At 44.6% G+C, this 14,512-nt stretch carries 21 protein-coding genes; 12 read left to right on the top strand and 9 right to left on the bottom strand.

Translation table 11 applies throughout. The features are described from left to right. Nucleotides 1–223 precede the first annotated feature (223 nt). Nucleotides 224–367: a hypothetical protein gene (locus F6K46_RS32890; protein ID WP_293117764.1), complete on the top strand. Its 144-nt coding sequence runs from the start codon at nt 224–226 to the stop codon at nt 365–367. Between the two features lie 29 nt (nt 368–396). On the opposite strand, the gene F6K46_RS32885 is transcribed toward F6K46_RS32890, so the two are convergent. The 3 genes from F6K46_RS32885 to fabG form a co-directional block, all read right to left on the bottom strand. Next, nucleotides 397–1,011: a hypothetical protein gene (locus F6K46_RS32885; protein WP_070391961.1), complete on the bottom strand. Its 615-nt coding sequence runs from the start codon at nt 1,009–1,011 to the stop codon at nt 397–399. Between the two features lie 227 nt (nt 1,012–1,238). Then, on the bottom strand, nt 1,239–2,909 hold the full coding sequence (gene groL, locus F6K46_RS32880) for a chaperonin GroEL (RefSeq protein ID WP_293065889.1): 1,671 nt from the start codon (nt 2,907–2,909) through the stop codon (nt 1,239–1,241). A gap of 120 nt (nt 2,910–3,029) precedes the next feature. Beyond that, entirely contained in the window at nt 3,030–3,806 is a 777-nt protein-coding gene (gene fabG / locus F6K46_RS32875) for a 3-oxoacyl-[acyl-carrier-protein] reductase (RefSeq protein WP_293065886.1), read from the bottom strand. A gap of 152 nt (nt 3,807–3,958) precedes the next feature. On the opposite strand from fabG, the gene trxA reads away from it, so the two are divergent. Next, nucleotides 3,959–4,276 (top strand): thioredoxin, encoded by a 318-nt coding sequence (gene trxA / locus F6K46_RS32870; RefSeq protein ID WP_075897990.1) that lies wholly within the window; start codon nt 3,959–3,961, stop codon nt 4,274–4,276. Nucleotides 4,277–4,475: 199 nt separating this feature from the next. On the opposite strand, the gene psb29 is transcribed toward trxA, so the two are convergent. Both psb29 and F6K46_RS32860 read right to left on the bottom strand, forming a co-directional pair. Next, complete coding sequence (gene psb29 / locus F6K46_RS32865) at nt 4,476–5,258, bottom strand: photosystem II biogenesis protein Psp29 (RefSeq protein WP_075897988.1); 783 nt, start codon at nt 5,256–5,258, stop codon at nt 4,476–4,478. 120 nt (nt 5,259–5,378) lie between these two features. Further along, a complete protein-coding gene (locus F6K46_RS32860) occupies nt 5,379–5,747 on the bottom strand; it encodes an STAS domain-containing protein (protein ID WP_070396558.1) in 369 nt (122 codons plus the stop codon). A 411-nt stretch (nt 5,748–6,158) separates the two neighbouring features. Between F6K46_RS32860 and F6K46_RS32855 the strand changes: the two genes are divergently transcribed. Then, nucleotides 6,159–6,401, top strand: coding sequence for a hypothetical protein (locus F6K46_RS32855; protein ID WP_293065882.1), 243 nt, complete (start codon nt 6,159–6,161; stop codon nt 6,399–6,401). A 67-nt stretch (nt 6,402–6,468) separates the two neighbouring features. Here F6K46_RS32855 and F6K46_RS32850 read toward each other — a convergent pair whose 3' ends face one another. Together F6K46_RS32850 and hemF are read right to left on the bottom strand one after the other, a co-directional pair. Then, nucleotides 6,469–6,660, bottom strand: a complete 192-nt coding sequence (locus tag F6K46_RS32850; protein ID WP_293065879.1) for a hypothetical protein — start codon at nt 6,658–6,660, stop codon at nt 6,469–6,471. A gap of 35 nt (nt 6,661–6,695) precedes the next feature. Then, nucleotides 6,696–7,727 (bottom strand): oxygen-dependent coproporphyrinogen oxidase, encoded by a 1,032-nt coding sequence (gene hemF / locus F6K46_RS32845; RefSeq protein ID WP_293065876.1) that lies wholly within the window; start codon nt 7,725–7,727, stop codon nt 6,696–6,698. Nucleotides 7,728–7,993: 266 nt separating this feature from the next. On the opposite strand from hemF, the gene F6K46_RS32840 reads away from it, so the two are divergent. The 7 genes from F6K46_RS32840 (at nt 7,994) to F6K46_RS32810 (ending at nt 12,000) form a co-directional block, all read left to right on the top strand. Then, the gene (locus F6K46_RS32840) at nt 7,994–8,476 is read left to right on the top strand and encodes a polyketide cyclase/dehydrase and lipid transport protein (protein WP_075897982.1); all 483 of its coding nucleotides are present in this window, start codon (nt 7,994–7,996) and stop codon (nt 8,474–8,476) included. 7 nt (nt 8,477–8,483) lie between these two features. Then, on the top strand, nt 8,484–8,693 hold the full coding sequence (locus F6K46_RS32835; protein WP_293117761.1) for a hypothetical protein: 210 nt from the start codon (nt 8,484–8,486) through the stop codon (nt 8,691–8,693). Between the two features lie 29 nt (nt 8,694–8,722). After that, nucleotides 8,723–8,932: a hypothetical protein gene (locus F6K46_RS32830; protein WP_293065868.1), complete on the top strand. Its 210-nt coding sequence runs from the start codon at nt 8,723–8,725 to the stop codon at nt 8,930–8,932. 135 nt (nt 8,933–9,067) lie between these two features. Beyond that, on the top strand, nt 9,068–9,226 hold the full coding sequence (locus F6K46_RS32825) for a hypothetical protein (protein WP_293065865.1): 159 nt from the start codon (nt 9,068–9,070) through the stop codon (nt 9,224–9,226). 70 nt (nt 9,227–9,296) lie between these two features. Continuing rightward, entirely contained in the window at nt 9,297–10,196 is a 900-nt protein-coding gene (locus F6K46_RS32820; RefSeq protein WP_075906800.1) for a ribonuclease HI family protein, read from the top strand. Between the two features lie 521 nt (nt 10,197–10,717). Beyond that, a complete protein-coding gene (locus F6K46_RS32815; RefSeq protein ID WP_293065861.1) occupies nt 10,718–11,227 on the top strand; it encodes a late competence development ComFB family protein in 510 nt (169 codons plus the stop codon). A gap of 317 nt (nt 11,228–11,544) precedes the next feature. Further along, nucleotides 11,545–12,000 (top strand): SRPBCC family protein, encoded by a 456-nt coding sequence (locus F6K46_RS32810; RefSeq protein WP_293065859.1) that lies wholly within the window; start codon nt 11,545–11,547, stop codon nt 11,998–12,000. On the opposite strand, the gene F6K46_RS32805 is transcribed toward F6K46_RS32810, so the two are convergent. Together F6K46_RS32805 and F6K46_RS32800 are read right to left on the bottom strand one after the other, a co-directional pair. Beyond that, the gene (locus F6K46_RS32805) at nt 11,984–12,208 is read right to left on the bottom strand and encodes a hypothetical protein (RefSeq protein WP_293065856.1); all 225 of its coding nucleotides are present in this window, start codon (nt 12,206–12,208) and stop codon (nt 11,984–11,986) included. The genes F6K46_RS32810 and F6K46_RS32805 overlap by 17 nt on opposite strands. A gap of 33 nt (nt 12,209–12,241) precedes the next feature. Beyond that, nucleotides 12,242–12,547 carry a hypothetical protein gene (locus F6K46_RS32800; RefSeq protein WP_075906807.1) on the bottom strand — a complete coding sequence of 102 codons (306 nt, stop codon included), beginning with the start codon at nt 12,545–12,547 and terminating at the stop codon, nt 12,242–12,244. A 285-nt stretch (nt 12,548–12,832) separates the two neighbouring features. Here F6K46_RS32800 and F6K46_RS32795 point away from each other — a divergent pair, with 285 nt between their 5' ends. Next, entirely contained in the window at nt 12,833–12,976 is a 144-nt protein-coding gene (locus F6K46_RS32795) for a hypothetical protein (protein ID WP_293065854.1), read from the top strand. Between the two features lie 7 nt (nt 12,977–12,983). Beyond that, nucleotides 12,984–14,360: an AAA family ATPase gene (locus tag F6K46_RS32790; protein ID WP_293065851.1), complete on the top strand. Its 1,377-nt coding sequence runs from the start codon at nt 12,984–12,986 to the stop codon at nt 14,358–14,360. Nucleotides 14,361–14,512 lie beyond the last annotated feature (152 nt).

Here is a 14,512-nt window from a genome sequence, read left to right as displayed (position 1 = left end):
AATCTAAGAAAAGAGAAGGCAGTGATAAATGAGTTCTTTTGGAGTTAGTTGCGCCGTGTACTTGGAGACTTGTTCGCACGGTGCTTAGGGGACGAAGCGGGGGTAACCCTGCTGACTTACCCAATCAGCTGTAGATGACCTAGCCTTTCTTCCCATTGGCTGGGGAGAAACTAATCTTATAGAGCAGTTTGAAGAACCGAATCATCTTCCCAGAGAGCTGGGTTTGACTTGGGTTTACTTCAAATTCGTTGTCGGGATTATTTTGAGTGCGATCGCAATCTGTATGGGAGCCCCCTTTTGGTTTGAAGTACTCAATAAGTTGGTCAACGTTCGTAATACTGGAGACAAACCAAAATCCTCTAAATAGACTCCCAAATAGACTCCCAACTGCTAGACCTATTGAGGCTGCAAGGCAAGAACTATAGCCTGGGTCCAGTGTACCTTGATCGGTGTAAACCTACAGGGTAAGTAGCACGAACTGCTTTTTCCAGTATTTGGTTCAAATATATTGAATAATAATTGGAGATTAAATTGGCCACCATTTTTAATCGCCTTCTTCAAGTCTTTCTCCGGAAATAATGCATCTTTAATCTTTTCATCGCTCAGCTTAAATTCGCAATTTTGACCAGGACGAATTTTACCAACGTCTTGGCTTTTCGGTGCCTCTTCCATATCACCAGAATTTACCCAAACCATAGGTCGTGCATTATTTCCCAAGTCAGTGATAATACTCTTATCCCAGTCTATTTCAATATAAACAGGATTCTCGTTGGTTTTATTTTTAACACTCAGTTTAAGATCCTTTAAGTCATCCAATTTATAGCTAGGATCGAAGCCAAAGTTGACTTCCATGAAATCATTAAGATTGTGCTTTTCCAGTTCCTGATTGATAGCATCAGAGTCTACCTTAACGGTTATAAGTTTGTCTATTTCCTGAAACGCTTTGTACAAAACGTAAGTAACACCGATTATATAAATCGTCAGGATTAGCAAGTTTTGGTCGTTATCCATTTATAGTAAACCTCTTAAAAAGACTAGTTTAAGGTTTTTTTCGTAAAGGGGGATAAGAAGAGTCTGGATAATGATTGGTAAATTATACTCCATAAATGAGTTTACTCAAGATTGACTCACGCCATGACTAATGACGAATCAAAAAGCAGCTTGTCCCTGAGGACAGGCTGCTTTAAGGCTTTATTCTAGCAAAGCAAGAGACTAGCTAATGGCACTAGATAATGGCACTACATCATGCCCATGCCGCCCATGCCGCCCATGCCACCCATGCCGCCCATGCCGCCCATGCCGCCCATGTCGGGAGCAGGAGCAGCGGATTTGGGTTCAGGTTTCTCTACCACCAGGGCTTCTGTGGTCAAGACCATACCAGCGATAGAGGCAGCATTCTGTAGGGATGAGCGTACTACCTTGGCAGGGTCAATAATACCTGCAGCAATCAAGTCTTCAATTGTGTCAGTAGCAGCATTATAGCCAACGTTACCAGTACTCTCCCGTACTTTCTCTACAATGACGGAACCTTCAACACCAGCATTATCGGCCATCTGACACAGGGGAGCTTCTAATGACCTGGCTACAATAGTTGCACCAACTTTCTCTTCTTCCTGTAGGTCGTTTGTCAGTGCAGGAATTTTTTCTATTAAGCGAATCAAGGTTGTACCACCACCAGGAACAATCCCTTCATCTACCGCAGCTTTAGTAGCATTGAGGGCATCTTCAATCCGCAGCTTGCGGTCTTTGAGTTCTGTTTCAGTTGCCGCACCAACCTTAATTACGGCTACACCACCGGCCAGTTTAGCAATCCGTTCTTGCAGTTTCTCCTTATCGTATTCGGAGTCAGTTTCTGCTAGCTGGCGGCGGATTTGCTCAACTCGCTTTTCTACATCTGCCTTAGTTTGACCACCAGCTACAATGGTGGTGCTATCTTTGTCAATGCTAACTTTGGTAGCATTTCCTAGCATATCTAGAGAGACAGTATCCAGGCTCAAACCAACATCTTCGGATATCACCTGACCACCGGTCAAAACTGCAATATCCTGTAACATTTGCTTGCGGCGATCGCCAAATCCCGGTGCCTTGACCGCAGCGGCATTCAACACACCCCTGGCCTTATTCACCACCAGAGTTGCCAAGGCTTCTCCATCTAGATCTTCGGAAATAATCAGCAAGGGTTTGCTGTCACGAGCCACTTTTTCCAGAATCGGTACCAAATCCTGGATCACACTAATCTTTTTATCGGTAATCAGGATGTAGGGGTTTTCAAATTCCACTGTCATCCGTTCGTTATCGGTCACGAAGTAAGGGGAAATATAACCGCGATCGATCTGCATCCCTTCCACTACTTCTAATTCGGTGGAGAGGGATTTGGATTCTTCAACGGTGATCACACCATCTTTGGTGACCTTTTCCATGGCTTGGGCAATCATCTCACCCACTTCTGGATCGTTACCAGCGGAGACTGTAGCAACTTGAGCGATCCCAGTTCCCTGAACCGGCTGTGCCATGCCCTCAATTTCTTTGACCAGCTCGGCAACAGTTTTTTCGATTCCTCGGCGCACAGCTACAGGATTTGCGCCAGCTGCCACATTCTTAAGACCTTCTCGAATCATGGCCTGAGCCAGAATGGTAGCTGTGGTAGTGCCATCTCCAGCAACGTCTTTAGTCTTGGATGCGACTTCTTGAATCAGTCTAGCGCCAGTATTTTCTAAGGGGTCTTCCAGTTCAATATCTTTGGCAACGGTAATACCATCATTGACAATCTGGGGTGCCCCATACTGTTTTTCCAGAAGCACATTACGACCTTTTGGACCAAGGGTAATACGTACAGCATCAGCTAGGGCATTAACCCCCCGCTCCAATGAGCGTCTGGATTCTTCGTCAAACGAAACGATTTTTGCCATTGGTTGTTTAAAGTTGCTTTGTGTCTCCATTAGCAAATTTAGCACTCTTACACGAAGAGTGCTAATTCGTCTGACAATTTTAAACTTTCCGGAACTTGAAACACAGACCTGCCGGGGGGTTCAAGCCATAACCATACCACCATCAACATTAAACACTTGTCCAGTGATATAGGCAGCAGCTGGATCAGCTGCCAAAAACCTTACCATCCCAGCTACTTCTTCTGGCTGACCGTAACGACCTAGAGGGATGTGCTCGATAATGGCTTCTGACTTAAGGTCAGTGGTCATATCAGTGGCAATAAAACCCGGAGCTACGGCATTGACTGTAATGCCACGACTAGCAAACTCTTTGGCAACGGTTTTGGTCAAGCCAATCACACCAGCCTTGGCAGCACTGTAATTGGCTTGACCAGGGTTTCCCATCTGTCCTGCTACTGAAGCAATATTGATAATCCGACCAGACTTTTGCTTGAGCATCAGTTTGCTCACTGCTTTGATACATAAAAATACCCCAGTCAGGTTCAGATTAATGACTGCGTGCCAATCTGAGGGTTTCATCCGCAATAACAAGTTGTCGCGGGTAATCCCAGCATTATTCACTAGCACGTCTATACGACCAAACTTTTCGAGAGTCCCTTTAACTAGGGCATCAACTTGTTCAGCTTGAGACACATCAGCCTGAAGTGCTAAAGCTTCACCCCCAGCATCAATGATAGTCCCTACGACCTGATCAGCTGCATTACTGGAACTGGCGTAGTTGACTACAACCTTTGCCCCTGACCCAGCTAAGGCCAGGGCTACAGCTCGGCCAATTCCTCGCGAGGCACCGGTCACGATGGCTATGCGATCGCTTAATTGTTGGGAAGATGGTTGCCCAGATGTCTGTAATGTTTCCATAAACCTTGAATTGTTTTCAATCCTGCCTAATCTTCTCCTGTGGGCAGGATAGGTTTCCTCCAAAGTTAACTTTACAAGAATCTTTAGGTTAATCCAGCTCCAATCATTTTGGACTAGAATCGAGCAGAAGGACTAGGAAAGGTTTCTTGCTCATGGCCGTTAAAAAGCAGTTCACAACGTTCCAAGAATTATTATCTGGCTCAGATGTGCCCGTGTTGGTAGATTTCTATGCCATTTGGTGTGGGCCATGTCAGATGATGGCTCCTATCCTAGAACAGGTCAATGCTGAGCTCAAAGATCGTTTGAAAGTTGTAAAAATTGACACGGACAAATACCCCCAGCTTGCTTCCCAGTATGGCATTGAGGCGTTACCAACCTTGGTACTGTTTAAAAACGGTCAGCCTCAACAACGGATAGAGGGGCTCAGACAAGCGGAAGACCTGATTCAACTATTACAACCTTTGATTTAAGATAATTTCGGGTGAGATTGTCCTTGATACCAGGACTGAGATTATCAGCTGATTGCTGATTGCTGATTGCTGATTGCTGATTGCTGATTGCTTAGGTACCTTGCTCTTTGACCTTTTTTCCCAGAGTGATGGGATTAGCCCCCGTGATTTATCTGGGATTTATCCGGGGGATATCAGCCTGCTAGACCAAAAAACCTAGCTAGGAAGATGGGGCTTGATCCGAAGAGGAATCCGAAGAGGAATCCGAAGAGGAATCTGATTCTTCTTCGGCAGATGGGGTGGAATCGCTGCTAGGGGTAGCTGATTTTTCTTTCTCTTTAGCACGCTCCTCCCGCTTTTTGCGATCAGCTTGAATGGCATCTTCTATCACTACCCGAGCCTGTGCCATTTTTTCCAGGTTGCTGCGGTACAACTCCAAGTCTTTTTTGAGCTTTTCGGAAGGAAGGTTTAATCCACTAGTAATTTTGTTAATTACTTCTTCGAGCTGCTTTTGATCCTGAGCTAACTCCGAGTCCGCCTGCTCTAGTAGTGAAAATAAACCAATGGCAAACAATCTGCTGTACTTAAACTGAGAATTTTGTGCGATCGCAGCTATAGTGGTAGCCAAATCCCCAGTCCCATTCTCAGAGGTTGGGGAACTGAACCAGGAGAGCAAATCTTCTCCAGACATAGACTCTACGCTACTTTTGAGCCTTTGGGCATCTTCCTGGTACTGGTGAGCTTCACCTCCGACTGCTTGACACAGAGCATTAAAAATTGATTCTTTATCATTTTCCGGTTGATAGCTCTGCATAAACCGGTCAAAGCATGTCACCACACCTAAGCCATAGATGGGGTCGTAGTTAAAATCGACATTAACCGACAGCAAATGCATCTCTACCATCAACTCTTCTACTACACGTCGGTAAATAGAGTTAATGGGACGAGTGTGATAGGTGTAGAAATCCCGTTTAGTATCCGAGACTGTGCGAACAGTATTCACAAGGCAGATCAGAATTGAAGCTTTATATTATTTTTATTATCTCCGATGAAGCGCCTAGCACCAAATCAAAGATGATGGTGGGGGTTGCCAGTTTCATCCGCCGATGCCAGATTGGTTGATTCAGGTGGGGATACTACTGGATAAACCATCTAAGGCTTCTTCCTCCGTTTCAAAAATTTCAAACACCGTGTCCATCATAGTGACTTCAAACACGAGCTTGGCGTCTGGATGAACAGAACAAATGCGAAAGCTGCCCTTAATTTTGTCAGCATCTCGCATGCCAGCCACTAAGGATGTCAAACCCGAACTATCAATAAAGTCAACCTGACTCAGATTAACCACTACATGCCTGCGCAGTTGGGAAATACACTCTTGCAATTTCAGACGAAAAGGCCAAGCTGTAGTGATGTCCAGGCGTCCAATCGGTTTCAAAACAATCACATTTGTACCATCTTCAGTAGTATGAGTTTTCTGATCGATATGAACCATCAGCACCTCCTTGTCGCAGCTACCGCTGATTGAAACCTTACCAAATCTAATCATTAAGAGTTTAGAGTGCGTCCCGAACGATTCAGGTGCGACCCGTGGCGAATTTAATTCTTAATGGGTCAAGGGCACCTGTAGGACTAGCGCCACCTTTAGCCCCTGACTGCTTCCCAGCCAACTGAAAAAGCTCCAAAATGTTTTTTAATTAATACGCCCTGACTAATACGCCCTGACTAACAAATTAAGCGGGGAAGACTTTTCTTAAAGCAAGCCCTCTGTGATTGGGATCATAGAGCTACTCACTGCAAGCTAGTTTAGCTTACAGTGATTGGTGAAATGTCAGGGAGCGTATCCAAATTTTTGCACAAATCTGGCCATAAGACCTGAAGATGAAGGTAATGATGGGGATGAATCTTGGATTTCTATTCTATCTTTACCCAGCTATCAGTCGTCAGGTATCAGTTATCAGCTATCAGCTATCAGTCGTCAGGTATCAGTTATCAGCTATCAGCTATCAGTCGTCAGGTATCACTTATCACTTATCAGTTATCAGTTATCACTTATCAGTTATCACTTATCAGTTATCACTTATCAGTTATCAGCTATCAGCTATCAGCTATCAGCTATCAGTCATTGGCCGTAGGCCATGGTACTTGAGGTGCTATCAGCTTGTGAATAAGCGATGCAGCGCCGCCAAAGGGGGTTTCCCCCATGAGCTACTGCATCAAGACAACAGGTAAGCATTGGAATAATGCTGAGTTACTTCAGCTGACGACTGATAGCTGACGGCTGATACCTGACGGCTGATTAGCTGACGGCTGATAGCTGACGGCTGATAGCTGACGGCTGATAGCTGACGGCTGATAGCTGACGGCTGATAGCTGACGGCTGATAGCTGACGACTGATACCTAACATCGACCTAGTATTGCCATAAGTGATATGACAACAGTTTAAGCTGTCCAGTTTGCCCAGTCTTGAGGCTTGAGAAATGTCTCATACAGTTCAGCTTCGGGTGTATTGGGTTCAGGTTGGTAACCGTATTCCCAACGCACCAAGGGGGGTAAGGACATCAGGATGGATTCAGTACGCCCGTTAGTTTGCAGACCAAAAATTGTGCCTCGGTCATACACCAGGTTAAATTCTACATATCGACCCCGACGATAGAGTTGGAAGTTACGCTCTCTGTCTCCATATTCCATATTGCGACGGCGCTCTACAATGGGTAGATAAGCGGGTAAAAAGGACTCAGAGCAGGTTGTGACAAAGGCAAATAACTCTTCCCAACTCCGAGGCAAAACCCCAAGCTTGTCACTGTAAGCTGCTGCGGGACCATCTGGATGGGGACCACGATAGAGTTTACCCGTGCCATCTTGATAGTCAAAAAATAAGCCCCCAACACCCCGCATTTCTTGACGGTGTTTCAGATAAAAATACTCATCGCACCAAGACTTGAAGACTGGGTAATATTCAGGGTGATGAGTATCACAGGCTTGTTTCAATTGGCGGTGCAAATGGGCAGCATCTTCAGCAAAGGGATAGTAAGGGGTCAAATCGATTCCCCCACCAAACCACCAGACTGGTCCTGCCTCAAAGTAGCGATAATTTAGGTGAACTGTGGGCACATAGGGATTACGAGGATGCAATACTAGGGAGGTACCAGTAGCGAAAAAACCATGTCCAGCTGCCTCGGGGCGCTGCTTCAAAATTGAAGGTGGCAGCTGTTTGCCCCAAACTTCCGAAAAGTTAACCCCACCCTGTTCGATTACTGAACCATCGCGCATCACACGGGAACGACCACCACCCCCTTCTTCTCTTTCCCAAGCATCTTCTGTGAAGGTGCCAATCCCGTCATCTTTTACTAGAGCTTCACAAATCGTATCTTGCAGCTGTTGCATCAACTGCTTGACTCTCTCCCTAGAGTCAGCAGGAGGTAAAGAAGTGGTATTAGTGGTAGTTGTTGTGTCCGTCTGAAAAGCTGTCATAAACAATCCTAGTGAGTATCTAAGCCAAACCTTAAGTTTGCCTTGCCAATGTTATTGGTTGGTAATTATTGGTTGGTAATTATTGGTTGGTAATTATTGGTTGGTAATTATTCGTTGGTACGATCGGGTACCTTCAGGGGAAGCCCTGGGGGTTGGCAAAACTCCCAGGCAGTTGAGATCATATCCTAAATAAAGATGGATTTTTCAACCAAAGCCATTTGGGGAAGATCATAAATCTGCCTGAGCATAGCTGCGGGAGGCGTGTAGTGATTCTTAATTTTTCTTTCAAGTTAATTGCTGGTCACGAGGGGGTTTGGTGTAAGTTTTCCCTCTTCAAGACCTATCGCGCCCTGAGTACTGCCCCAGTGGAAGTTCTCTGGCAAAAACTGATCAACTTAGCAGATGTGTCTTGGAATCCTCTGCTGTCAAGTACCAATGCTCCAAAAGGTTTAATGGCTAAACCTGGTTTAATTTATCAGGTAGTCACTCGCTTGATCCCCATTCCGGTGCGAATTTTTGTAGAGCGTGTCTTACCCGGTGAGCTACTCAGTATAAGATTTCTGGCAATTCCTGGAGTTGAAAATCGCGTCACTTACCAGGTAGAGTCCACCCTTTGTGGTACTTATATTTCCTACTCAGTTACTTTAAAAGGCTGGTTATCACCCTTAATCTGGTGGATGATTCGCCCCTACGTGGCGCGGGTGGTATTTGAATTAGCCCAGGCTGCCGAGCAGGTCAGAGCAATCTAATACCGAGTTGCATTCAAAGATAGTAGATTGGTTGGATCGGGAGATGGGGAGATGGGGAGATGGGGAAATAGGGAGATGGGGAGATCTCACAGGGGTAGGTTTTTTACATTTGGGTCGGGAGTCGGGAATCGGGAATCGGGAATCGGGAATCGGGAATCGGGAATCGGGAAAAGCGGGAAATGGGGAGAATTATTCCGGAAATTATTGTGTATTTTGATACATATTTTTAGGAATTTATACGTAGCGATGCAGCGCGGTCTTGGGGAGGCAGCGCCGCCAAAGGGGGTTCCCCCCATGAGCGACTGCCGTGGTTTCCCCCATGAGCGACTGCATCAAGACAATCAAAGTACATACTTGCCCCTTTGTAAAAAACCTACCCTTGTAAGGATGGGGAGATGGGGAGATGGGGAGATGGGGAGAAGAGAAAGTTATCTGTTATACCAGAAATTGGTATAAACCTATAGCTATGGCTCTTTGCCGAAAAGGGTAACTTGCGCGATCGCATCCCCGTAGCCCGTTAGCCCGTTAGCTGAATGCTGAGCAATAATAACACCACTTTCCGAGAACTTTAGGGTACCTAAATCAATAATTGTGATAATTTTTGTTCCCGACTCCCGACTCCCGACTCCCGACTCCCGACTCCCGACTCCCGACTCCCGACTCCCGACTCCCGACTCCCGACTCCCATTAACCCAGCACGAAAACCCTCACCTCATTAAGAACTGCTATACCTTATTATATGTAGGCTAGAATTCCCTTCTTCAGAGGCATTTGGCGATGCTCTGTAGGAGCTGCTGGGTGAACGCAAAAGCGAATCTAAATGAACAACCAATCAGTCAACGTAACAGCTAAAAAGACTAACAACAAAATTACTATCCTATTTGATGGGGGGTCTCGTGGAAATCCTGGAATAGCCGGTGCTGCTGCTATTATTAAACAACCGGGAGCTCAAACCATTAGGGTTAGTCAATTTTTCCCTCATGCTACCAACAATCAGGCCGAATATACTGGAGCCATTCTTGGCTTGGAGAAAGCCTTGGAAATCGGTGCTGGGCAGGTAGTCCTAAAAGGAGATTCTCAACTGGTTATCAATCAGCTTAAAGGTACCTGGAGAGTTAAAACACCCCACTTACGACCGTTATGGACAAAGGCTAAGTCACTGCTGAATCAGTTTGACTCTGTTCAATTGGAGTGGATTCCCCGAGCACAGAATTCAGAAGCCGATGCCGCTGCGAATCAGGCTATGGATCAACGCCAAGGGGTTAACGCTGTCAGAAAGAACCCAACTGGGTTGCCCAAGGCTAAACCTGCTGTACCAAAACTGGCTAACCAGTCCTCTGAGTTGCCCAAGGCTAAACCTTCTTTAGCAAAACTGGCTGAGCAGTTCTCTGAGTTGCCCAAGGTTCAACCTCTACCAAAACTGGCTAACCAGATCTATGAGCTGATTGCGATGGGAACAAAGGCTGGATTTAAAGATTTCTTAAACTTGAAAAGTGGTCGGGATGAGTTGACTAGCAAGCGATTCCCCACCCTAAAGGAAATGGTACCTAGTGCTGTTCAAAATGCGATCGCATCGGCTATGGCTGAAGCCGATGAATCTACCTTAGCCAAGGTATACCGCTGGTATCTCAGAGGATTACCCGCAGACTTAGCAATTAGAAAAGTCCAGGTCGATTTAGAAGTATCTGAAAAGATTATCCAGCGTCGTCAAAAAAAATAACCAAACCCTTTAATTATAACACATAATTATCGCTCTAGCAATCCTAGGTAATTTGTAATAAGTAAAAACTCTGATCAAGACCTGAGTACTTAGTAATTAGTACTAGATTTATACAAAATGCGACTGGTTCACCATTGGGATTGCGATCGCAACCATGGCTTTTGCCTGTGATATATATCATAGGCGGAAACAAAAAGATGAGTTATTATTGTGAGTACCAGATTCCCCTGGCCAGGTGTGGGGTTAAGCTCAAATCTAAAAAAATACTAAAGAGCTATTGTTTAGAGTTCCTGAGAGGATACATAACAGCTATCTAAAAGAGCTTCACTACAGTAGTAGAAGCTCAAAGCTAATCCAACAGGAGTTCAAAAAAGGGGTTACTAAGAAATGGTAACCCCAATTAGGGTATTTGACGAGCTGGTTCTTGCGTAGGTAAAACAAAATGTCTTTCACCTTGCCATCTTTGATCTTGCCACTCGTCAAGGATTTTTTATTTATTGCAATATCTAACTGGTTAAGTCATGGAAGCACATCGATTACATCAAGCAATAACATATCAAAATGTCATGGAAATCTTAGTGACTCAGGAAGTAGAGCGTCAAAAGTCTCGACTTTCTCCAAAGCTAGCTAAGTATATCAACCAGGTAGAAGTGGCTACCTACGCCCTCAATCGTTTACCACCGCTGTATGCTTCCAGTGAAGAGGGGAGGCGTCAGCAGCAGTTAAAGGGTAACAAAAAACTAAGGCAGCAGATTAGCACTACTGTGCGTCAAGCCTTTGCTGCCGTGCAACGAGACCCGATCAGGGTTTGTACACCAATCAGACCAGAAGAAGAAACCGAATCTCTAGCCGCTAAACTGGCTCTGCAAGGAATCCGGGAATTACTCAAAAATCAGAACATAACATGGTATAACCTGGTCAGTATTGTCAAGCAAACCCTGATTAGAGCAACTCAGATCAGAAAAAATCGCCAAAAAGAGCAGCCAAGAGACCCAATTTATGGTTGGAATGACTCTCGTTACCAGCTCTAACCTTTTGATTGCTTTCACAGGTTGACAAGTTGTTCGCCCTTGGCGTTCCCGTAGGGTAGGTTGACAGGTTGACAGGTTGACAGGTTAACAAGTTGATCAGTTGAAGGTTGACAGGTTGACAGGTTGAAGGTTGACAGGGTATGGTCTCTAAACCAGCGTTTTAGATTTATTTATAAATTGGTGATTTACACCGTTTTTCATAGATATAAGGTACACAGGATTTTTTCCCTCTTACCTCTTAACTGCTCCGAAGTCCCTGCTCCCTGCTCCCTAAAACCCGCTGGCGTAAGTACCTAACCCAATTCAAAACTGCTGTAATGCTGCACTTTAACTATTCTACTGTGATCAATGCACCAGTTGAGATAGTTTGGAACTTTCATGAGCGAGATGATATTCTCGATCTGCTCACTCCACCGTGGCAACCAATCCAGGTGATCCGTCGTGAAGGAGGTTTAGAGATTGGAGCTGTTTCGGAATTTCGGATTTTTCTTGGTCTAATTCCCTTACAATGGATTGCTGTTCATACCGAGTATGATCAATACCGACTCTTCAGTGATAAACAACAAGAAGGACCCTTTGATTATTGGGTTCATCGCCATCAATTTATTCCAGAAGACCAGAAAACTCGGCTAACTGATTCCATTGAATTTGCCTTACCAGGAGGATCCTTAGTCGAAGACATGTTTGGTTGGTTAGTAACCCTGCAATTAGAGCAAATGTTTCGCTATCGCCATGAAGTAACCCAACGAGAATGTTCTAAGTTGGTGAATTGAGAGGTAAACATTTTCTAAAAGTAGGGAACAGGGAACAGGGAACAGGGAACAGTAAATGTTGCGTAGGGTGCGTAGGAAACGGGCAAGATGCCCATTCCACCCACCGGATTAAACAGCTTTTAGGAGATGCACCCGGCAAGAGGCAATAGGCAATAGGCAAGAAAGTATATAGGGATTTTACCACTACCATTAATACAAATCTCCCCATCTCCCCATCTCCCCATCTCCCTATCTCCCCACACTAATCCCCTGTTTCATCTAACAATTTATGCATCATTTCCTCTAATTCTTCCTGTGAATCCTTGGCGAATTGGACACTATTAATAGTGCCCAAAACTCCGCCCGATGCGGTCAGGCTTGCTTCCGACACTTTGTCAATATATAACAATCCGACACCAAATAAAGTCATCAACGCGGATGCAGCAGTTACACCAAGAGCAAGGTTGTAACTATGTCTTACTTGTCGTAATAATTCCCGGATGATTTCTTCTTTGATATCACGGTAGTCATCGTTATTTTGTGGCTTCTTATTAAAATTAAAGGGCATTGTTAGTCTCCTAAATCTTCTATCGTTTGCTGCTGATATTCGTATCTTATTCAGAGGAAACTATCTACAGCAAGGGCAGATGGGTTGAGTTGATGTTAGGCTTTGCCCTATTGCTGTAATCAGACTTACGAAGTTAGTCGGTTTTGCCCCCCTGCCCCCCAATTTTGGGGGGTAATCAAGTCAAAGTCCCCCAGAATTGGGGGATTTAGGGGGCGTTGCGTAAGTCCTGTGTAAAATAGATTAGGGCAAATAGGTTAATCAAGAAAAACCTATCTGCCCTAGTTGGTGAAATTCCCAGTAACCACGAGTTACATAACTCCCGACTCCCGACTCCCGACTCCCGACTCCCGACTCCCGACTCCCGACTCCCGACTCCCGACTCCCGACTCCCGACTCCCGACTCCCTGCTCCCTGCTCCCTGCTCCCTAAAATCAAAATGCGTGAATCTGACAAAGTGCGATCGAGTCAGCAAGGTAAAGCCAGACTCAAACAAGCTTACAAAGACGCTAGACTAACTCAAGAGAAACTAGCACAGCAAGCCCGTGTCTCTGTGGATACCGTTAAGCGCTTGCTTGGTACTAAAGATTGTCCCCATGGAGTAGAACGATGGGCAGTTAGAAATATTTGCAAGGTTCTAAATATTAAACCAACTGATATCGTTGACAGAAAAGACTGGGAGCCTCAACAGCAGTTACCACCAGAGTTTGATCAATTTATTCAAGACAAAACTGACTTATTTTGCGGACGTGAGTTTGTCTTTAAGGCTATTGAAGACTTTTTCAGCAACACTACTCATGGCTACTTTACTGTTATTGGTGATGCTGGGATGGGTAAAAGCGCCATTGCTGCTAAATATGTATTAGATAATCCAGACGCTATTTGTTTTTTTAATAGTCGTGCTGAGGGCATGAATCGTCCAGAATTATTCCTAAGGAAAATCCGTCAACAATTGATCACCCGTTACCAGTTGTCAGATGCTCAAGATGCTGATTTATCAACCTTGTTGGCTAAGGTTAGAGAAAACTTATCTGCCGGTGAACGGTTGGTGATTGTTGTAGATGCTTTAGATGAAGTTGACCAAGAGGGAGCTGGTAATCTTTTATACTTACCGACTATTTTGCCAGACCGTGTTTATTTTATCCTGACCAGAAGACCCTATAATCACAATGAAAAAAGGCTGCGGTTATCCCCCAGTACACCAACCGAAGAATTGGATTTAAGGAAAAAGTCTCAAGAAAGCAATCGAGATGTAAAGGATTATATTTGGCAATTGCTTAATCATAATAACTATAAACAGGGGTTGAGTCAGTGGATTAACCAGCAACGTGCCCTCTCTAATCAGAAGTTTGTGGAAGAGATTGCGGGAAAAAGCGAAAATAACTTTATGTATTTGCGCTGTGTGTTGCCAGCCATAGCCGATGGCTTTTATAATGATAAACCCTTGGATGAATTACCGGTAGGCTTACAAGGCTATTATGAAAACCATTGGCAGTTGATGGGGATGACAACCAAGCCTTTACCCAGGGATAAAATTAAAATTGTTTATGTCATGTGTGCCTTAAGTAGTCCGGCTTCTCGTCAAACAATTGCCAACTATTCTAAGCAGGATGAATTCACGGTGCAGGAAGTGCTTGATGGATGGCAGCAATTTTTACAGAAGCAAGAAACTTATCGACCACCACGTTATCGGTTTTATCACGAAAGTTTCCGAGATTTTTTGCATCGACAGGATATTGTGCAAGCGGCAGGTGTGATGTTACCTAATATTAGTGCTGAAATTGCCGATAATATGACAGAGGGGCTGGAGTTATGAGTTTTGTAGGGTGTGTTAGGGGCGGTCGGGTGCATCTCAGTTTTGCAAAAATACCAAAATCATGATATCATGATATTATTAATGATAAATAGTTTCTAATAATTACTAAAACTCATGAACTTGAGTCCGGAAGAAAAGCAAGAGCTAAAAGA

This window comes from Moorena sp. SIO3E8, assembly GCF_010692445.1.
Taxonomy (GTDB): Bacteria; Cyanobacteriota; Cyanobacteriia; order Cyanobacteriales; family Coleofasciculaceae; genus Moorena; species Moorena bouillonii.
Note: the sequence above shows the minus strand (reverse complement) of the source record. Positions and strands in the feature narration are given on the sequence as shown.